The sequence below is a fragment of the Bradyrhizobium ingae genome, from assembly GCF_055791185.1.
Map to the genome: position 1 here is coordinate 13031 of NZ_JBVUBB010000001.1, position 17918 is coordinate 30948.

Consider the following 17918-nt stretch of genomic DNA (forward strand, 5'->3'; position numbering starts at 1 on the left):
CCTGATGTAGGGCGGGCTGGTTGTCGCCGTCGGTCACAGGCTGCACGGAGGAAAGGGCCGAGCCATGTCCGGTCCACCCTGAGGGAGTGGCAGCGACCTTGTCTCTTTCTCCGGGCTGGCAGGTTGATGTTCGAAATCAAAGGAGGTCACCGCTGAGATATCCGGTATGCTCCTCCGGCGGCGAGGACTGGATTTTGACCTCGACGGATACAGTGCGGAGGCGGCATGAGGCATGTGATCGCAAGTGTCGTCGCGATTGGGCTGGTGAGTTGTCCTGCCATCGCGAGCGCGCAGCGGGACTGCGGCACGATACCTCGCGGACCTGCGCGCACCGATTGCTACATCGCCCTAAGTCGGTTCTACCAGGGACAATCGGAACTCGCCGCTGCCAGAGCGCAAGCGCAATCGGATGCCGCTTGGTATCGGGCAATAACGGGAACGGACCCACCGGGACATAAACCGCATTGGCGGAAATAGCGGCCGCGCAGGCTGCGCCGACCCTGCGGTGCTGTCGCTTGCCATTGCTCGGTTTTCACCGGGACTCAAGATGAGCCGCGCATCGGCTTTCTTGCGAGCGCCAGCCGCTGTTCGACCATGATGGTCGCATCGGCAAGCCGTCCCGTTCCGCACCAACGCTCCCACAACGGGCGGCCGCTACGGGATCGTTGGTGCGATGCCTACCGGGTTGCCGATACGCGCGCCCATAAAAGGCGACAGAACCGAAGCGTGCAATTGTCCGTAGAGACAATTGTCTGTCGGAGACGGACTATCGAGACCCCTCGGCTGCAACAATTTCTGAAGGGGAAAACGATCGCTGTGATCCAAATTGACGCGATCCGCATCGCGAGATGGCCCACTCATCCCACGGGCTGCCGTTTCTTCGCCTCTCGTTTGCGACGGATTCTGTCAGGGCCGAGCAAGCCGATGTGCGCCCGCGCGTTTGGCGGTTTCCGAGGGGAAAACGCCGAAGGTTTTGCGATACTGGGCCGCGAAGCGTCCCATATGGGCAAAACCCCATTTCAGGGCAATTTCGCTGACCGGCAACCTGTTCTCGGGTGAGGACAGTTCGATATGGGCTGCGTCAAGCCTGACACGTCGAAGATAGTGAGCCGGCGACGTCTCATAGTATCTGCGGAAGCCGATCTGGAGTGAGCGGCTGCTGACCCCGACCGCGTCCGCAACATCGCCTATTGTTATCGGCAAGTGAAGATTGGCCCGCATGTAATCGATCGCGTGCCTGATCTGCGGTGAAGTTGGGACGCCCTCTCGTGCCGAGAGCTTTCCGGAGAGGCGATGCGGCGCCTCCGCGAAAATCAGTCGAAGAGCGGATTCCGTCAGCAGCGCGATCGCCTTGGGTGAGCGCAGAAGCAACTGCTCGTCGTGCATGCCGCTGACCAGAGCATTGGCGATCGACCACAAGGCTTGTCCGAAGTTCGTCTCAAAGTCGAAGGTGAGCGCGAGATTGAGATTCGTCAGCAGCGCGCCGTCGAACATGTCGCGCAGGATCCGGGCGACGGTGCTTGCCTCGAAGCGTAACGTGCCCCCCGCGAGAGTACCATCGCGGGTGCATATGGCTTGCCGCTTTAGGCTTGGCTGCGGATAAACGACCAGTTGCGATGAGGTCTGCTCGATCGTTCTGGAGCCGATCGTAAACTCGGAAGCTCCGGCGCTGAGAAAAGCGAGATTGAGATTTTCCGTATCGTTGTCCGAACCGTAGGACCAGTCGCTCCAATACTGCGCACGGACTATGCTCACTCCCGGCCCAGCGGCGAAATCTGATCGCCACTGAAATCCCGCGCCGGAAGCCGGCGGGATGATCCTCATCGGGAGCAGTCGAGATCCGTAATACGCGAGGAGACTCTCGAAACCCGAACCTTGGATGATTGGAGCGTTTCTCAATGTGTATCTCAAGCCGTGCTCTGTCGCAGGCGCGATCTGCCTGAGCATGCCTTACGGACTCTATATGCGATTCGCACCCCCGGTATCTTGTTGGCGCGTCATATCGTATTCGAATAAAACGAAATTAACGCCATCGGCGCCCGGCTACTTTGCGTGGGGTTGTTTTCGACATTTTTGACGGGACGCTCCATTCCGTCCCGCAAGCCAATCCGGCGGGGCAGGGAGGCCGCGCTCACCCCTTCGGACCGCGCAACTGCGCCGTCAGCCTCTCCATCGCCTCCGCTACGTCGCGCCACTGCGACAGCCAGCTCCGGGGAAATCGGAAGGTGAGGTCGGCACCGTCGACGCGGCGCTCCGAGAGGCACATGCCGGGGGTCGCAGCATCGCGCGTGCAGCGCGCGGTCAGTTCGGGGGCCGATGCGGAGAACAGGTCCTCGCTGCCGTAAGGCGTGTCAGTGCGGAACATGCGCATCGTTAGCCCGTCCTCCGGCGAGGTAGCGTCCTGGTCGAGATAGCGCGGATAGATCGTGCTGACCCGCAGTTCCGGCGAGAGCGCATCGTGATGCGCCGCGATCGACAGGAAGATGCGGTCGATCGGCTGCATCGTCGTCTCCGCCGCATCGGCGCTGACATGCTTTGGTGCGCCCGGCACTTCGAGCGAGGGGAAGAGGAAATCGATGTCGATGCGCTCCTGCGGTCCGGAGTGCCGCTGGATCTTCATCCGTATCGCCGCCGTCGGCACGTTGAACAGCGTGCCGCCGACACTGACCGGCAGCCGGTCCGGCGCGCTCGCACCGACCACCGTCCCCCAGGTCGGCCACAGGAGATAGGCGACCACGGCCACCGCGCCTGCCGCGAACACGCCGCCGAGCACGAGCGGACCGAGGTGCGCGATGGTCCGGGCCTGACGGCCGCGGGAGGGAGTTGCCGAGAACACGCTCATCAATGACGTCGCCGCAAAGTCGGCCGCTGGCCGACGAATCAGCGGCGAATATGCCACGCCGCGGCGGTTCCGCGCAGCCCGCGGGTCCCATGGGGGGATGACGCCGGCGGGACGCTGCGTTAACCTTTTCTTAAGGCTAATGTAGCGTTAACCCGCACTTTTTGTCACAGGAAGGGACTTGCGTTGCGTATGGGCGGAACTTCCGATGACTCCTGAGACCTTGAATTCCTTCTTCTCCATCTGCATCGGGTTCGCGCTCGCGGGCGCGCTGGTGAATGGCTACCAGGCCCTTTGGCAGCGGACTGCCGGCTTCGGGCTATTGCAGGAGGGCGTGGCGCCGAAGACGTTCGCCGCCGTGCCGTTCCTGGTGTTCGCGGCGCCCTTCATCATCATGCGCAATACGCTGCGCGGCGCGCGGCTGGAAAGCCGCCGCATGGAATTCGTGATGATGGCAACCATCATTGCGGGCTTTTGGAGCATGATGAGCGGCACGTTCTTCCTGATGACGTTGCGCGCCGCCGGCGTGCTGGCCTGAGCGCGCGTCTCGTTCCAGAGCATGATCCGGAAAAGTGTGTAGCGGTTTTCCGACAAGATCACGCTCAAACAATAACCTGAAGCGCGATGATGATTCATCGCGCTTTAGGCCCTTTGCTTGAACGTCGCAGCTCCGCTATGCCAGGGTTTCCCGACAGGAGACCTCCATGGCGATCTACGAGCTTGACGGGCAGGCGCCCGACCTTCCCGCCGACGGCAACTACTTCATCGCCGACACCGCAACCGTGATCGGCCGCGTGCGCCTCAAGCCTGGCGCGAGCGTCTGGTTCGGCGCGGTGCTGCGCGGCGACAATGAGTGGATCGAGATCGGCGAGGGCTCCAACGTGCAGGACGGCGCGACCTGCCACACCGATCTGGGCTTTCCGCTCGTCGTCGGCCAAAACTGTACCGTCGGCCACAACGTGATCCTGCACGGCTGCACCGTCGAGGACGGCGCGCTCGTCGGCATGGGTGCGATCGTGATGAACGGCGCGAAGATCGGCCGCAATAGCATCGTCGGCGCCGGCTCCGTTATCACCGAGGGCAAGGAATTTCCGGAGCGCTCCCTGATCATCGGCTCGCCGGCACGCGTGATCCGCACGCTCGACGACGCGCAAGTCGCAAGGATGGGCAGCGCGGCGAAGTTCTATGTCGCCAACGGCCCGCGCTTCAAGAACGGCTTGAAGCGGATCGGCTGACGTCACTGGTCAGGCCCTTTTCGGACCCTCAGCTCCCTTCGGATTCTTGGGCTTCGCGGGATCCAGCGATCTTCTCATGGCCTGCGGCCCACAGCGCATGTTCGTCGCTGCCGTCCTGATAGGGATTCGCTCCGCGCGGGATGTTCTCGCGCGCGGCACGCTCGCCTTCGGCGAAGGGATCGCGCTCAGCGGTCATGATTTTGCCTTTCCGGATCTTGGACGCGCGGTTCGCTTGAGATTCGCCTGATCGGGCTTGGCGCTCTTTCGCAGCGCATCCTTCAGGTCGGCCGGAATGCCGTGCTTTTCCAGGAGGTCCGCGAAGGCTTCGTCCGCCAGGTCCTGAAGGGTCTCCATGCGATCGCGCGCAAGTTGCTTGAGCTTGCCGAACGTATCGTCGTCGAATGCGATCAGCTTGCGCATGATCGTCTCTGCCTCCCTTGTCAAATCGTGCGTAACGGAATTGTTCCGGAACGTGGCTGTGTGACCGTCGTTGGTGCTCAAAAGGGAGAGTTTCCGATGATCAGATCGCCTGCAACGGTTTCGGCATCGATGGCTGCCTCTATCCTTGGTCTCGCGCTCCTTGCGATGCCGACGGCGTCATTCGCACAAGGCAGCGGAGGCGGCGCGGGCGGAAGCAGCAGCAGCAGCGCGACGTCCGGCGCGACGGGAAGCGGCTCAGTGACCACCGGTACGGCGGCGGGAACAGGCAGCCAAAACTCCGCCGTTCAAGGACAGCTCAGCCCGGCTAGTCCGACAACGTCCGCCACCGCTCCCGGCGGCACCGGATCGGCGAGCGGGGTTGCTCCACCGCCGGGGACGAACAGCCTCGGCACCGCCCAATCCTCCGGCGGGACCGTGGGCATGGGATCCGGTGGCGATCGAGACAAATCGGTCGACTCGGCGGTCGATGCCGAGAACAAGCAGGTCGATAAGACGGTCAAAAGCATCTGCCGCGGCTGCTGAGCTGGCAGGGCAGGCCGATGGCTTAAGTAGTTGAAAAGCAACCGTAAAAAACAAGGCCGTTGACGCAATATACCGCCAACGACCTTGCCAGCCCCGGATATTGAAATTGGCTCACGCCATCCGGTGAAGGCCAGCATGACGCGGAATCATACGGGGGAATGTGATCTAGTTCACACGCTGCAAAATTTTGGCGCATCAGGCGGGAACGAATCGCCGTCGACCGGATCAGCTTCGCGATTTGCTCCGTTTGCGCAGGCTGGCGTGGCGCCGGCCCGATTTCCCGCGGCTGGCGGACGGTGTGTCGGTTTCCGCGGCCTGTGCGCTGGCGAAGGACTGTTTGAGCCCGTCGATCGATTCGGTCAGGGTCGCGACCTGCTCCGACAGGCGCTTGGTATCGGCTTGCTGCGAGGCCAGCAGGCGTTTGACCGTCAGAAGCTGGTCCTGCACCATCTGGAGCTGGTCGATCGATTCCTGCTGGGTGGCTTCGAGCCCCTTGGTCTTCTCCACGAGTTGCTCGGAGGCCTGCGCGGTGCGGGCCTGCAGCAACCGGGCGGTGACCACCCGGTCGGACTCCGGGGTGGTGCCGGTGTAGGCGCGCCAGACCGCGATCGAGGTGACGCCGGTGATGAGCAGGAGCAGGGCCGCAGCCGTGAGCGCGATCGGCTGGCTGCCGAGACGGGTGAAGGCGCTGGTTCGCGTATCGCGCGGTGCGAGATCGATCATCGCTGATAAAGCCCAAAAATGAACTGAAGTGCGAAGACCAGCGGCAACGGCCGCCGGGGCGTCCCGAAAACGTTACATTTCGGCAGGAAATGGGACCAAAAAGAGGCTGAGGGCTGAAAAAGGGGCCGTTACGGCCGAAGATGGCGGTTCCGGCCGCAGGATTCAGGGCTGAGAGCCGGAGAACGGCCCCGCATACACCTTCGCCCGGGGCGCTGCATAAGGCCCCAGCCGCGACGTCTTCAACCCCAGCCGCACCAATCCTTCGGCGAGGGGGACGGCGGCGGCGACGCCGTCGATGACGGGGAGGCCGTGCTTGTCCGCCAGCTCGCCGGCGAGGTCGGCCATGCCTGCGCAGCCGAGCACGATGGCTTCCGTGCGGTCCTCGCGGATCGCCGCCGTGATCTCGCTGGAGATCTTGCCGACCGCATCGGCATTGCGCTCCTCGAGGGCGAGCACGGGGACCTCGGCGGCACGGACGCGGGCGCAGCGCTCGGCGAGGCCGTACTTCCGCAAATTATGCTCGATCGGCACGATGGAGACACCGAGCGTCGTCACCACCGAGAAGCGTGCCGCAATCAGGCTCGCCATGTGGAAGGCGGCCTCGCCGATGCCGATCACCGGTGCCTTTGCGATCGCACGCGCCGCATCGAGGCCGGTGTCGTCGAAACAGGCGATGATGTGGGCGTCCGCGCCCTCGCGGTCGGCATCGCGGATGCAGCCGAGCATGCCGGGAACCGCGAAGGCCTCGTCGTAGAAGCCTTCGATCGAGACTGGGCCCATCGTGGGCTGGCGGGCATCGATCACGGTGTCCGGCAAGGCGACGGCACGCGCGGCCGCGGCGATCTTCGCCGTCATCGCGGCCGTGGTGTTGGGATTGACGATGTGAAGGCGCATCAGGTCACACCAGCCCCTTGCCGGCATCCGAGCCCTTTGCGGCCTGCCGCTTGTTCAGCACGTGAATGGCGCCGAGCGAAAGCGTGATCACCGCGAAGGAAACCGCGGAAATGATGGTGCCGAGCGCGTAGATGTCGGGTTTCGTCACCGTCGTGGTGAGGCCCTGGAGATCCAGCGGCAGCGTGTTCACCGATCCGATCGCCTGGCTGGAGCGCGCGAGCTCGTCCCATGACAGCGTGAAGCCGAACAGCCCGATGCCGATCACCGAGGGCAGGATGATCGGCAGCACGACGTGGCGGAAGGTCTGCCAGGGCGTTGCGCCGAGATCGCGCGCGGCTTCCTCGAGCCTGGGGTCGAAACGGTTGAAGATCGCGAACATGATGAGCAGGCCGAACGGCAGCGTCCAGGTCAGATGCGCACCGAGCCCCGAGGTAAGCAGGCCCATCGAGGTCTCGAAATTCTCATTCCAGTGCGCCTTGATGAGGTCGTCGATAATGCGGAATTCCAGGGAAATGCCGAGCGAGGTGATGATGGAGGGGACAATCAGGCTTGCGATCGCCGAATAGAACAGGATGCTCTGCGCCCTGAACTTGCGGCGGAAGGCCATGCCGGCGGCAACCGACAGCACGACGGTGACAGCCATCACGACGAGGCCGAGCAGGAGCGAGCGGCGGAAGGCGGCACCGAGATCGACGATGCCGGTGCCCTGGAACAGCTTTGATAGCCAGTAGGTCGATACCCCGTTCATCGGGAAGGTGAGGCCACCCTGCGGTCCCTGGAACGACAGGATGTAGATCGCAAACATCGGCCCGTAGAGAAACAGGACGTAGGCCGCGAAGAACACGGCGAGCACGTAGAAGCTGCGCGGGCGTCCCTCTCGCATCACAGCTCCTTCCTGATGTCGACGATGCGCGACATCATGGTGATGATCAGGAAGGTGATCGCGAGCAGGATCACGGCGTTCGCGGCAGCCGCGGGGAATTGCAGCGCGTTGAGCCGGGTCTCGATGATCTTGCCGGCGGCGGCGATCTGCTGGCCGCCCATCACGCCGATGGTGATGAAGTCGCCCATCACGATGGTGATGACGAAGATCGAGCCGATCACGATGCCGGGCTTGGCGAGGGGAATGATGACGTTGACCAGGGTCTGGAAGCCGGTGGCGCCGGCGTCATAGGCGGCCTCGATCAGCGACTTGTCGATGCGCACCATCGAATTGAAGATCGGCACCACCATGAAGAACGTGAAGAGGTGCACGAGCGCCAGCACCACGGAGAACTCTGAATAGAGGAGCCACTCGACCGGCTGGTCGATCAGGCCGGTCTTGAGCAGCCCGGAATTGACGAGGCCGTTGCGCCCGAGCAGCGGAATCCAGGCGATCATGCGGATCACGTTCGAAGTCCAGAACGGGATCGTGCAGAGCAGCGACAGGCCCATCTGCCAGGTCTTGGATCTGATGTGGAAGGCGAGGAAGTAGGCGACCCAGAAGCCGATGAACAGCGTGATCGCCCAGACCATGAAGCACAGCTTCAAAGTCTTCACATAGGTCTTGCCGATCGTACAGAGATCGGGGAGCTGCGCGATGCAGCCTTCGAACGTGTCGGTGTAGCCGCGGCCGGAGAAGGCTGGCAGCAACTGGTATTCGTTGTAGTCCCAGAAGGAGACGATGACGACGAACACGAGCGGGATCAGGAAGAAGGCGAGGAAGACGAGCATCATCGGCCCGGCCTGGAGCCAGGAGATGAAGGATGGCGACAGACGCGCCGCTTTCTGGCGCGTCTGGCCCAATCCCCGGGCGAGGCCCGGGGATGCCTGTTGCAAGACCTCGTCGGACGTGTCCATCACGCTGCGATGAACTCGTTCCACTTGCGGACCATGTAGTCGTTCTCGTCCATGACCGCGTTCCAGCAGGCGACGCCGCCCATACGATCTTCGTAAGAACCACCATCGCGCACCGCGCCGGCCTTTTCGAGCAGCGAGCCGTCGGGCGCCTTGATGTCCTTCTCGGCGGGCTTGCCTTCCATCCAGTAGGCCCACTCGTAGGGCTCCATGTGCGCCTTCGCGGTCGAGAGCACCGCCGAGTAATAGCCCTGGCGATTGAGGTACGCGCCGGCATAGCCGGACAGGAACCAGTTGACGAACTCGTAGGCCCAATCGAGCTTCGGACCCGACACGCCCTTGGAGACGCAGAAGCCCGAGGCCCAGGAGCGGTAGCCTTCCTTCAGCGGCTGGAAGGTGCAGGCGATGCCCATGGAGCGCACCTTGGTCACGGCCGGCGACCACATCGACTGGATGACGGTTTCGCCCGACGCCATCAGGTTGACGCTCTCGTTGAAGTCCTTCCAGAAGGCACGGAACTGACCGGCCTTCTTCGCCTCGGTCATCACCTTCATGGTGAGGTCGATCTCTTCCTTGGTCATGTTGCCCTTGTCGGCATATTTGTACTTGCCGGTGGCTTCCACGACCATCGCCGCATCCATGATGCCGATCGAGGGGATGTTGAGGATCGAGGCCTTGCCCTTGAACTCGGGATTGAGCAGCTCGGCCCAGGAGTTGATCGGCCGCTTGATGAGATCGGGACGGATGCCGAGCGTGTCGGCATTGTAGACCGTCGGGATCAGCGTCACGAATTCGGTCGCGGACTTGGCGAAGGTCTTGGAGTCCTTGCCTTCGAGATAGAGCACCTTCCAGGGCGCGGTGCCCTGATTGCCGATCTTCTTGCCGCCGGGCGTCTCGCCCTTGGTGAAGACGGGCGTGATGTTGTCGAATTCCTTGATCTTCTTGGCGTCGAGGGCAAGGATGTTGCCGGAGGGCACGAGCTTCTTCAGCGAGAAATATTCGGTGTCGAGCACGTCGAAGGAGTTCGGCTGGGTCATCACGCGCTTGGTGACATCGTCGGTCGTCGCGGTGATGTATTCGATCTTGATGCCGGTGTCCTTCAGGCACTGTTTCGAGATGTCATCGCCCTCGTTCACGGCGGTGCCGAGATAGCGCAGCACTTTCGGCTCGGCCGACATCACGTAGGGGAAGCCGGTGATTGCGCCGGAGCCGGCAGCGAGACCTGCGAGGCCCGCGGTCCCCTTCAACAATGTGCGGCGGCTGACGCCGGTCTTCCTCGTCGTCTCTGTCATGTCAGTCACTCCTCTGTGTTGCGCATTTTCTGGACTGGATGGCGCTATTGCAGACGCTGCGCCTTGGCGGGATCCCAGGTGGCCAGCACGCGATCACCCGGACGGAAAGGGTGGGCGTCGAAGGTGGTCTCGGGAACGTGGGAGAACAGGGCGGTGCCGTCATCGAGCGTGAGCGAGACGGAGACATAGGATCCCTGGTACTCGGTTTCCGTCAAAAGCGCGGGCGCGCCGAAGGCGCCGTCCGCGATCGGCTTGATGCCGAGCTGATCGGCGCGCACTGCGATCATCTGCCCGGCATCCGAGAGCACGTTGTGGCCGCCGATGAAGCGCGCGACGAACTCGGTGCGCGGATGGTGGAAGATGTCGCGGGCGCTGCCCTGCTGCTCGATCCGTCCGCCGTTCATGACCACGATGTGGTCGGCGAGCGCCATCGCCTCCTCCTGGCCGTGCGTGACCTGGATGAAGCTGATGCCGAGCTCGCGCTGCAGCCGTTTCAGCTCGCCGCGCATCCTGACGCGCAGGAACGGGTCGAGTGCGGAGAGCGGCTCGTCGAGCAGCAGGATCTGCGGCTCGGTGATCAGGGCGCGGGCGAGCGCCACGCGCTGCTGCTGGCCGCCCGAGAGCTGCGCCGGTAGGCGCGCGGCATAGGGCGTCATCGCCACCAGTTCGAGCAACTCACCGGCGCGCTTGTGGCGTGTCGCACGATCGATGCCGCGCATCTTCAGCGCGAAGGCGACATTGTCGAGCACGGTCAGATGCGGAAACAGCGCGTAGGACTGGAACATCATCGCCGTGCCGCGCTTGGCCGGCGGCAGGTCAGTGACGTTGTGGGGGCCGAGGATGATGTCGCCCTCGCTGACCGCTTCGTGGCCCGCGATCATGCGCAGCGTCGAGGTCTTGCCGCAGCCGGAGGGACCGAGCAGGCAGCAATAGGTGCCGGCCGGGATCTTGAGGTTGACGCTGTCGACCGCCAGCGTCGTGTCATAGCGCTTGGTCACCGAGACCAGTTCGAGGGCAGCGGGAAGGGCCATGGGGCTCCCAGGGAAAGGACGATCTAACGCTTCCCTCGGCAAGGCCCGTGCCAAGCGGAAGCCCGCGGTATTTTTTCGGAACTGCGCAGCAATGTCAGATCGTTAGCTCGGAGACGGCAAATCGGGGTGGCGCGGCGGTGGCCGCAACAGAGCATCGTGCACACAAAGTGATCACGGATTGTATAAAGTTTCGCCTGTCATTGGATACGGCTGCTCGACTAACCTTTGGAGCCTGATTTGGACGATCAAGGCCAAATCAACGAGTCCGGATTCAACAAGCCAAAGCCTATGGCCGCCAAAGCCCAACCGAGGTCTGACACACCGCTCGCGGCCGACAATGGCAATGACCGTGTCAGCCGTATCCGGGAGGGTGTGACGACTGCGATCCTGGAGCATCGGTTGTTGCCGGGTACCAAGCTCGGCGAGGACGAGATCGGTGAGATCTACGGCGCGAGCCGCACCCTGGTTCGCACCGCACTGCATCAGCTCGCGCATGAGGGGATCGTCAGCATCGAGAAGAATCGCGGCGCATTCGTTGCGCGGCCGACGCCGGCTGATGCGCGCGAGGTGTTCGAGGCGCGGCGGCTGATCGAGCCGTCGATCGTCGATCATGCGATAGATGCGGTGTCGCCGGATTGGCTTGAGCGCCTGCAGCTACATTTAGCGGAGGAGCACGCGGCGGAAACCCGCGGCGACGCCAGGGCCTCGGTCCGCCTGTCGGGAGAGTTTCACAGGCTGGTCGCCGAGATGTCCGGCCACAGCACCTATGCCGGCTTTCTCAAGGAGCTGATCGCGCGCTCCTCGCTGATCATACTGCTCTACCGCCGCCACGACACGCCCGCCTGCGGCACAAGCCATCATGCCGAGATCGTCACCGCGATCCGCAGGCAGGACAAGTCGCGGGCCCGCGAGCTGATGCTCTCGCATCTCACGGAGATCGAGGCCGAGCTGTTCTTGAAAGAGCCGGCAGTCGACGAGCCGCGGCTCTCCGACGTGCTTGGCGCCTGAGGCGCGGCTCGCAAGCATCGGCGGAGGGAGGAACGAGGCCTGCGCCCCGGCGTCAATGCAAGCTTTCACTTTCGGCGGCGAGCTGCCCGTCTTGGGTGATCTCGTATTCGCCGTTTCGCTTCCTCATCCACCCGGACCTCACCATCTCCCGCGCGGTCTGAACGGAGCAAATCGGATGGTTGCCTCCGGGGTGATACAGCCTGTCGTTTCGGACGACCAGATGCCCGTAGAGCTGAGCCTGACGCAGCGCCCTGCGCATTCCGGGCGAAATATTTTTCATGTCGCTGCGAGCGCGATACGCGTTGGCTCAAGGCAAGGCGACTTGCAATCGGTTGCGCGCATGGTGGCGATCCTCCGACCGCAATTGAACGATCTTGGAGATCGGCTGTTCCGTTTCCCGGAACAGTTTTCGATCAGGTGTCAAATGATGCCGATCAGGATGAAAAATCCGACCTCGACCAGGAAAACGAGGCCGGTGACTGCCGACATCAGAAACACGTCGCCCGGCGACAGGAACTGCATGGCCCGCCTCACCATTTGCGAGCCCCCATGGGCAATTCACCTATGTTAAAAAAGTTTCGTGTCCCGACCCGTCATGACGAGTTTTCGGTCGATGCGACCGAACGGCAATGTTGCGTCCGGGCCCCGCAAAAAGATTGCGCCCAGCCATTGGGGGATGGCTGGGCGCGCGCGAACCGGTCTGGGACGGGGAGGGGTGGGGATGTGACCGGGTCGCGTAACTCGCTTTTTGGTTCCTACTACTGATCCTTGGCGCTGGCGGTCGAGACCGCCGGCTTGGTATCGCCGAGCGAGACCCAGACATTGGGATCCCCCTGCGACTGGCGCTTGACGAAGCGGTAGCCGGTCTCGGTCCAGGCGACGACATTCTCGTTCTGATTGTCGAGAATGAACTCGCCCTTGTCGGTCTTGACCGTCAGCACCGCGTGTCCTTCACCCTTCTTGTCGCGCACGACGGTGATCAGCAGGGCCTCGCGGGGCCATCCGGCATCGATCAGCATCTTGCGCTTCAACAGCACATAGTCTTCACAGTCGCCGTAGCCGTCCGTTGGCAACGACCACTTCTCAACCACGCCCCAGTGCTCCATATCGGTCAAAGGCTTCACGGTCTCGTTGACCCAGCGATTGACCTTCAGGAGATCGCGCCACGCCGTCTGCGACATCACGATGTCGCGCGGCTGCGACGGACCGCCCTGGCATTGGGCAGCATTGTCGGCACAGAACTCGACCCAGCCGATCGGCGCACGCGTGTTGTCGCCGAGGCTCGCGTAGAGCAGGCGGCCTTCGCCGGCCTGCACCGTCGCGCTGATCCCGAAGAGCATGGCGGCAACCGCCAGCCCTTTCCCCTGTCCCCTGAAGTCGAACATCGTGGCCCCCGTTTCTTGTTGGGACCACAATTGCCACGAAGCTTTTGCGTTGCCGCTAAGTGAGCCAAGTCAAGTCGAGACGAATGCAAGTAAAACGAGCGGAATATTCGATTTATACTTGAGTGAAATTCGAATAAAATTTGAGAATACTGAAATTGAGTAAAATTGTAGGCATTAACGCGCGAGGTCCGGGGAACTCAGCGTTTTCGCTCCGCACGGTCGCCCGCGTTAACCGGCAGCCTTACGCGCGAAGGAAACGAAAAAGGCGGCGTCCGCGTTGCGGAGGCCGCCTTTTCGGCTCGATTGCCGGATTTTTCTGGCGATTGCGCTTTACCGCGCGGTAACGCTCTCTTCGAGAGTCTCGATCGGCTGCTCGTGGACGAACTCGAGCGCAAAGCCGTCTTCGAGGTTTCTGACCACGCGGCCCTGCACGCGGCCGAGCATGACCTGCGATTTCAGCGGCGGGCGGTTCTCCGCGGCAATGGCGGCGCCGGACAGCGACAGGTCGATGATGCGGCAGGTCATCTTGGTCCCGTCTTCGAGCGTGAGTACCGCGATCGGGTTTCGTGGCACGATACGGTCGTGGCGGCGATCCTCCGGCAGATTGAGGATGTCGCGGTTGGCGAGCCAGGTGAGCTGGGCGGCCAGCTTGTCGCGCTTGCGCGGCGTTGCCCCGACCGTCATGGCGAAGCCGTTGTCGATGATCCGGGTGATTTTACCCTCGACGCGGCCGATATGGTCGAGATAGGCGACCACGCGATCGCCGACATTGCCGATGCCGGGGGCGAGCAAAGCGAGGCCACCCGGTGACATGTTGATCACCTGGCAGGGGAATTCACGGCGGTCCGGCAGCATATAGCGGCCGAGCAGATGCACTTTCACCCGCTGGAAACGCCGACGTTCCTCGGCGGCAGGAAGAAATTTTTTGTTCGCCAACGCCATTTTCACTACCCGACCCCCGCCCGGGCGGAGTCCCAGCGACCCTAAGGCGCACAGGGTTAACGCGCCGTTAGCGGGATGCGCGGGACGTTCAGATTGACGGCGGCGGGTTACCTCTCCGGACCGCGCGATAATAAAGGATGAGCAGCAGCGCCAGCAGGCTGGCCGCCGACAGGGCGAGCGACCAGTGGATGCCGATCGCCGCGCCGAACAGGCCGACGGTGATGCCGCTGAAGGCCCGCATCCCGAGCCCGGCCATGTTGAACAGACCAACGACACGGCCGCGGATGTCGGCCGGCGCGTTGAGCTGCACCAGCGCCTGCGCCATGGTGTTGAATGACAGCTCGAAGAAGCCCGCGGCAAACAACAGCGCGATCGCCAGCGGATAGATCCGCACCGATGCGAAGGCGAGCAGCGCGACGCTCCACAGCATGGCGAGGGTGATCGCGGTCCGCGGCGTACCCTTGAGCCGTCCCCATGATTCCAGCGCGATGCCGGCGAGCAGCGCGCCGGCGGCGTCGGCCGCAAGGAGTACGCTGTAGGAAACGCCGGGATCGCCATGGCCGAGATCGCCGGCAAAGCCCGGCATCTGCGCGTGGTAGGCGTTGCCGATCATGAAGGAGGTGAGCCCGGCGAGCCACGTCATCGCGGTCAGCACCGGCTGCGTGCCGATGGAGCGGACGGTCAGTACGATGTCGGCAAACCCGCGGACGGCGAAGCGCCGGACTGCGACGCTCTTGTCCCGCGACGGCGCCCAGAACAGCCAGAGCAGCATGGGCAGGTAGAACAACGTATTGAAAATGATGCCGTGCGAGGTGCCGAGCGTCAGCATGATGACGCCGCCCACGGCCGGGCCGACCAGGATGCCGAGATAGCGCGCCATCGCATTCAGCCGCACCGCGCTCGGCAGATCGGCAGGCCCAACGAGGTCGTAGAGCAGGAGCTGGTTCGGCGTCTGCCACAGCACGCCCGCGCAGCCATGAATGACCAGCAGCAGCATCGCGTGCCACATCTGGATCGTATCGGTGATGAAGAAGATACCCCATCCGGTCGAGGCCACGATGAACAGCAGCATGCCGCATTGGATGATGCGGCGCGGATCGAAGCGGTCGGCGAGGCTGCCGACGGCCACGGAAAACAGCAGGAACGGCAGCCAGTGCGACAGCACCGCAAATCCCGCCAGCGCCGGCGAGTGGAATTTCTGGAACACCACCCAATAGCTGATCACGTGCTCGATATTGTCGGCCATCATGGCCAGCACGTAAGCCATGAACTGCGCACGATAGGGCCGTGACTGCATCGCGGCGAACGAGCTCGGTACGGCGGCCGGTTTCGTCGTTGTGTGAATATTCAATCGGAGACCTGGGTAAGAACTCGGCGAGGGTTACGTTCTGGCGTTTTAGTAGAGGGACCTTGTGGCCCGGATTCCGCTCCGCTCCATGCGGGCTACAGCTCCTGCCGCTGCGGTTGGCATAATCGCGAACCTCACATAGGCTCTGCCGCAGCCTGCGACATTCACCACAAGACGGGCAGTGAGGAAACAGCCATGGAGTCAATCCGCGTATGCACCCATGCGGGGCCGGGTACCGAACCCGTCATCCGCACCGTCCCGTGGCCGAAAGTCGGGAGGAAGGCCGCCCTGATCAAGATCGGCGCCTGTGGCGTCTGCGGCACCGACCTGCACATTCTCAAGGGCCATTGGCCGAAGCCGCTGCCCTGGCCGTTCACGCTCGGTCACGAGCTCGGCGGCGTCATCGTCGAATGCGGTGACGAATTCACCGAGGATTTCATGAGCAAGCCGCTTCATGTCGGATCCAAGGTGATGATCCCGCCGCTGATGCCTTGCGGCCGCTGCTATTACTGCATCCATTATCCCGCGACCGCCAACAAGTGCCTCACGCCGGTCTACTACGGCCGCTATCTCGGCTTCGATAAGGCGCCGCACCTGTGGGGCGGTTGGGCCGAATATGTCTATGTCGATCTCGACATGCTGCCGGGTACCAAGATCTACAAGCTGCCCGACGACATGTCGCTGCGCCTGGGGGCGCTGTCCGAGCCGCTGACCTCCTGTATCCGCGCCTTCAACCGCGCGAGCCGCGCCGGCGGCTTTGCTTGGGGTGACACAGTCGTGATTCAGGGTTCAGGTCCGATCGGAATCCTGGCCGTCGCTGCGGCCAGGGAGATGGGAGCGGGACGCGTGATCTGCGTCGGCGCGCCGGAAGAGCCGCGGCTGAAGCTCGCGCGCGAGTTCGGCGCGGAGGCGACGGTGAACATCGATGAACTCAAGTCGCCGCAGGATCGTATCACGGCTGTGCGTGACATCGTCGGCGGTTTTGGTGCCGATCTCGTGATGGATTGCTCGGGTCATCCGACCGCGGGTCCGGAAGGCATCGAGATGCTGCGCGACGGAGGCACCTATGTCGAAATGGGCCAGTTCACCGATGCCGGATCGATCGAGACCTCATGGCATCGCATCTGCACCAAGGACCTCAACGTGCTCGGCTCCTGGGGCTTTACAGGCAACGACCTGCCGCTCGGCGTCGACATGCTCTACCGCACGGCGGGCAAATATCCGTGGTTGAAGATGCAGACGATCTATCCGTTCACGGAAGAGGGCGTCGCGCAGGCGGTTGCGGACGCGTTGGCGATGAAGACGGTGAAGTCGACCATCGTGCCGTGGCCGGAATTGGTGGGGTAAGCGATCATAGAGGCGCATGAGAGCCACGCCGCCCCAAAAGTTCCATCAGGAATTCGCGAGATATCCATGCGGAGGTGAAACTTAGGCCCAAGTTCCGGCTTTCAATTCCCGGGAGAATGACCGTGAAGCGAATCCTGGAACCCATCACTTACATCCTGGCCGCCATCTACTTCCTGGTAGATGCGGTCTTCATGGCCGTGGCGAGGCCAATATCACGCTGGCTTGGGCGGCATCTGGAATTCAAGCGATTGCGGGCCTGGATCAAATCGCTGCCGCCTTATCCGTCGCTCGCCCTATTTTCCGTGCCGGTGATTGTTCTGGAACCGATCAAGCCGGTCGCGGCCTACCTCGCCGCAACGGGCCAGGTGCTGAGCGGCGCCGTTGCCTTCATCATCGGCGAATTGCTCAAGCTCGTGCTGGTGGAGCGCCTGTTCCACCTGACGCGTGACAAGCTGCTGAGGATTCCGGCTTTCGCCTGGACTTATGGGAAGTACTGCGAGGCGAGGGCCTGGCTGCAAGCCACCGAAGCCTGGCGGGCCATTCGCGCCTTGAGCCATGCGGCGCGGGACTATGTCGCAGAGGTCAGAGCAAGGCTGGTCGGCGGATTCAGCAAGCTGGCGACGTTCCGGGATTAGTCCACAAGGCGAATTACCCTCTATGCGAGCCTGCGCGGAGCCGCAGTCGCGGCGTCGCCGGTGTTCGGCGTGCCGGTCGGCTCGATCAACAGAAGATGAACCTCTTCACGCGCCACCGGCCGATGTTCGATCCCCTTGGGGACGATGTAGAGCTCGCCCGGCTCGAGCGTCACCGTGCGATCGCGCAGTTCGATGTCGAGGCTGCCCTTCAGAACGAGAAAGAAGTCGTCGGTGTCCGCGTGGCTATGCCAGGTGAACTCTCCCTTCACCTTCACCACCATCACGTCGCAGTCGTTGAAGGTGGCGACGGTGCGCGGAGACCAGAATTCTCCGAATGTCGTGAGCTTGTCGGCAAGCGATATCTTGTCGGCCATGTATCACCCGTGTCGCGTCGATCCCGTGCAGCAGCGATTTGGGGTCGAGCCGCTGACGCGACAAGG

The 17918-nt window shown here is 63.0% G+C and carries 20 protein-coding genes; 6 read left to right on the forward strand and 14 right to left on the reverse strand.

What is annotated here, in order from left to right:
• Positions 1-906 precede the first annotated feature (906 nt).
• Complete coding sequence (locus tag ACV1FX_RS00075; RefSeq protein WP_473115494.1) at positions 907-1755, reverse strand: helix-turn-helix transcriptional regulator; 849 nt, start codon at positions 1753-1755, stop codon at positions 907-909.
• Positions 1756-2131: 376 nt separating this feature from the next.
• The gene (locus ACV1FX_RS00080) at positions 2132-2842 is read right to left on the reverse strand and encodes a hypothetical protein (RefSeq protein ID WP_473115495.1); all 711 of its coding nucleotides are present in this window, start codon (positions 2840-2842) and stop codon (positions 2132-2134) included.
• Positions 2843-3047: 205 nt separating this feature from the next.
• On the opposite strand from ACV1FX_RS00080, the gene ACV1FX_RS00085 reads away from it, so the two are divergent.
• Entirely contained in the window at positions 3048-3377 is a 330-nt protein-coding gene (locus ACV1FX_RS00085) for a DUF6949 family protein (protein WP_473115496.1), read from the forward strand.
• Between the two features lie 166 nt (positions 3378-3543).
• Complete coding sequence (locus ACV1FX_RS00090) at positions 3544-4074, forward strand: gamma carbonic anhydrase family protein (RefSeq protein WP_473115497.1); 531 nt, start codon at positions 3544-3546, stop codon at positions 4072-4074.
• Positions 4075-4102: 28 nt separating this feature from the next.
• Here the strand turns inward: ACV1FX_RS00090 and ACV1FX_RS00095 are convergent, their stop codons facing one another.
• On the reverse strand, positions 4103-4270 hold the full coding sequence (locus ACV1FX_RS00095) for a hypothetical protein (RefSeq protein ID WP_473115498.1): 168 nt from the start codon (positions 4268-4270) through the stop codon (positions 4103-4105).
• Positions 4267-4494 carry a DUF6103 family protein gene (locus tag ACV1FX_RS00100; protein WP_473115499.1) on the reverse strand — a complete coding sequence of 76 codons (228 nt, stop codon included), beginning with the start codon at positions 4492-4494 and terminating at the stop codon, positions 4267-4269. The genes ACV1FX_RS00095 and ACV1FX_RS00100 overlap by 4 nt, the downstream gene beginning before the upstream one ends.
• A gap of 96 nt (positions 4495-4590) precedes the next feature.
• Here ACV1FX_RS00100 and ACV1FX_RS00105 point away from each other — a divergent pair, with 96 nt between their 5' ends.
• Positions 4591-5037 (forward strand): hypothetical protein, encoded by a 447-nt coding sequence (locus tag ACV1FX_RS00105; RefSeq protein ID WP_473115500.1) that lies wholly within the window; start codon positions 4591-4593, stop codon positions 5035-5037.
• A gap of 225 nt (positions 5038-5262) precedes the next feature.
• Here ACV1FX_RS00105 and ACV1FX_RS00110 read toward each other — a convergent pair whose 3' ends face one another.
• From ACV1FX_RS00110 to ACV1FX_RS00135, 6 genes are all read right to left on the reverse strand, one after another.
• Positions 5263-5760 (reverse strand): hypothetical protein, encoded by a 498-nt coding sequence (locus tag ACV1FX_RS00110; RefSeq protein ID WP_473115501.1) that lies wholly within the window; start codon positions 5758-5760, stop codon positions 5263-5265.
• A 162-nt stretch (positions 5761-5922) separates the two neighbouring features.
• Positions 5923-6654: an aspartate/glutamate racemase family protein gene (locus ACV1FX_RS00115; RefSeq protein ID WP_473115502.1), complete on the reverse strand. Its 732-nt coding sequence runs from the start codon at positions 6652-6654 to the stop codon at positions 5923-5925.
• Positions 6655-6658: 4 nt separating this feature from the next.
• Complete coding sequence (locus ACV1FX_RS00120) at positions 6659-7537, reverse strand: ABC transporter permease (RefSeq protein WP_473115503.1); 879 nt, start codon at positions 7535-7537, stop codon at positions 6659-6661.
• Positions 7537-8493, reverse strand: coding sequence for an ABC transporter permease (locus ACV1FX_RS00125; RefSeq protein ID WP_473115958.1), 957 nt, complete (start codon positions 8491-8493; stop codon positions 7537-7539). Before ACV1FX_RS00125 ends, ACV1FX_RS00120 begins: the two co-directional genes overlap by 1 nt.
• Positions 8493-9782, reverse strand: coding sequence for an ABC transporter substrate-binding protein (locus ACV1FX_RS00130; protein ID WP_473115504.1), 1290 nt, complete (start codon positions 9780-9782; stop codon positions 8493-8495). Before ACV1FX_RS00130 ends, ACV1FX_RS00125 begins: the two co-directional genes overlap by 1 nt.
• A 44-nt stretch (positions 9783-9826) precedes the next feature.
• Positions 9827-10813 carry an ABC transporter ATP-binding protein gene (locus ACV1FX_RS00135; protein ID WP_473115505.1) on the reverse strand — a complete coding sequence of 329 codons (987 nt, stop codon included), beginning with the start codon at positions 10811-10813 and terminating at the stop codon, positions 9827-9829.
• Positions 10814-11101: 288 nt separating this feature from the next.
• Between ACV1FX_RS00135 and ACV1FX_RS00140 the strand changes: the two genes are divergently transcribed.
• Positions 11102-11821 carry a GntR family transcriptional regulator gene (locus ACV1FX_RS00140; RefSeq protein WP_473115959.1) on the forward strand — a complete coding sequence of 240 codons (720 nt, stop codon included), beginning with the start codon at positions 11102-11104 and terminating at the stop codon, positions 11819-11821.
• A 758-nt stretch (positions 11822-12579) separates the two neighbouring features.
• Here the strand turns inward: ACV1FX_RS00140 and ACV1FX_RS00145 are convergent.
• The 3 genes from ACV1FX_RS00145 to ACV1FX_RS00155 form a co-directional block, all read right to left on the reverse strand.
• Positions 12580-13206 (reverse strand): transglutaminase-like cysteine peptidase, encoded by a 627-nt coding sequence (locus ACV1FX_RS00145; RefSeq protein ID WP_473115506.1) that lies wholly within the window; start codon positions 13204-13206, stop codon positions 12580-12582.
• A 330-nt stretch (positions 13207-13536) separates the two neighbouring features.
• Positions 13537-14148 (reverse strand): PilZ domain-containing protein, encoded by a 612-nt coding sequence (locus tag ACV1FX_RS00150; protein WP_254105341.1) that lies wholly within the window; start codon positions 14146-14148, stop codon positions 13537-13539.
• A gap of 88 nt (positions 14149-14236) precedes the next feature.
• On the reverse strand, positions 14237-15493 hold the full coding sequence (locus tag ACV1FX_RS00155) for an MFS transporter (RefSeq protein ID WP_473115960.1): 1257 nt from the start codon (positions 15491-15493) through the stop codon (positions 14237-14239).
• Between the two features lie 198 nt (positions 15494-15691).
• Between ACV1FX_RS00155 and ACV1FX_RS00160 the strand changes: the two genes are divergently transcribed.
• Positions 15692-16843, forward strand: coding sequence for a zinc-binding dehydrogenase (locus tag ACV1FX_RS00160; protein WP_473115507.1), 1152 nt, complete (start codon positions 15692-15694; stop codon positions 16841-16843).
• A gap of 122 nt (positions 16844-16965) precedes the next feature.
• Entirely contained in the window at positions 16966-17478 is a 513-nt protein-coding gene (locus ACV1FX_RS00165) for a hypothetical protein (protein ID WP_473115508.1), read from the forward strand.
• A 20-nt stretch (positions 17479-17498) separates the two neighbouring features.
• Here ACV1FX_RS00165 and ACV1FX_RS00170 read toward each other — a convergent pair whose 3' ends face one another.
• Positions 17499-17852, reverse strand: coding sequence for a cupin domain-containing protein (locus ACV1FX_RS00170; protein WP_473115509.1), 354 nt, complete (start codon positions 17850-17852; stop codon positions 17499-17501).
• Positions 17853-17918 lie beyond the last annotated feature (66 nt).

What these genes read in the sequence shown, in the direction of transcription:
- ACV1FX_RS00095 (WP_473115498.1), bottom strand. Translation starts at nt 4,270, where the DNA reads ATGACCGCTGAGCGCGATCCCTTCGCCGAAGGCGAGCGTGCCGCGCGC.
- ACV1FX_RS00105 (WP_473115500.1), top strand. Translation starts at nt 4,591, where the DNA reads ATGATCAGATCGCCTGCAACGGTTTCGGCATCGATGGCTGCCTCTATC.
- ACV1FX_RS00125 (WP_473115958.1), bottom strand. Translation starts at nt 8,493, where the DNA reads ATGGACACGTCCGACGAGGTCTTGCAACAGGCATCCCCGGGCCTCGCC.
- ACV1FX_RS00140 (WP_473115959.1), top strand. Translation starts at nt 11,102, where the DNA reads ATGGCCGCCAAAGCCCAACCGAGGTCTGACACACCGCTCGCGGCCGAC.
- ACV1FX_RS00135 (WP_473115505.1), bottom strand. Translation starts at nt 10,813, where the DNA reads ATGGCCCTTCCCGCTGCCCTCGAACTGGTCTCGGTGACCAAGCGCTAT.
- ACV1FX_RS00100 (WP_473115499.1), bottom strand. Translation starts at nt 4,494, where the DNA reads ATGCGCAAGCTGATCGCATTCGACGACGATACGTTCGGCAAGCTCAAG.
- ACV1FX_RS00115 (WP_473115502.1), bottom strand. Translation starts at nt 6,654, where the DNA reads ATGCGCCTTCACATCGTCAATCCCAACACCACGGCCGCGATGACGGCG.
- ACV1FX_RS00160 (WP_473115507.1), top strand. Translation starts at nt 15,692, where the DNA reads ATGGAGTCAATCCGCGTATGCACCCATGCGGGGCCGGGTACCGAACCC.
- ACV1FX_RS00130 (WP_473115504.1), bottom strand. Translation starts at nt 9,782, where the DNA reads ATGACAGAGACGACGAGGAAGACCGGCGTCAGCCGCCGCACATTGTTG.
- ACV1FX_RS00090 (WP_473115497.1), top strand. Translation starts at nt 3,544, where the DNA reads ATGGCGATCTACGAGCTTGACGGGCAGGCGCCCGACCTTCCCGCCGAC.
- ACV1FX_RS00170 (WP_473115509.1), bottom strand. Translation starts at nt 17,852, where the DNA reads ATGGCCGACAAGATATCGCTTGCCGACAAGCTCACGACATTCGGAGAA.
- ACV1FX_RS00120 (WP_473115503.1), bottom strand. Translation starts at nt 7,537, where the DNA reads ATGCGAGAGGGACGCCCGCGCAGCTTCTACGTGCTCGCCGTGTTCTTC.
- ACV1FX_RS00150 (WP_254105341.1), bottom strand. Translation starts at nt 14,148, where the DNA reads ATGGCGTTGGCGAACAAAAAATTTCTTCCTGCCGCCGAGGAACGTCGG.
- ACV1FX_RS00080 (WP_473115495.1), bottom strand. Translation starts at nt 2,842, where the DNA reads ATGAGCGTGTTCTCGGCAACTCCCTCCCGCGGCCGTCAGGCCCGGACC.
- ACV1FX_RS00110 (WP_473115501.1), bottom strand. Translation starts at nt 5,760, where the DNA reads ATGATCGATCTCGCACCGCGCGATACGCGAACCAGCGCCTTCACCCGT.
- ACV1FX_RS00085 (WP_473115496.1), top strand. Translation starts at nt 3,048, where the DNA reads ATGACTCCTGAGACCTTGAATTCCTTCTTCTCCATCTGCATCGGGTTC.
- ACV1FX_RS00145 (WP_473115506.1), bottom strand. Translation starts at nt 13,206, where the DNA reads ATGTTCGACTTCAGGGGACAGGGGAAAGGGCTGGCGGTTGCCGCCATG.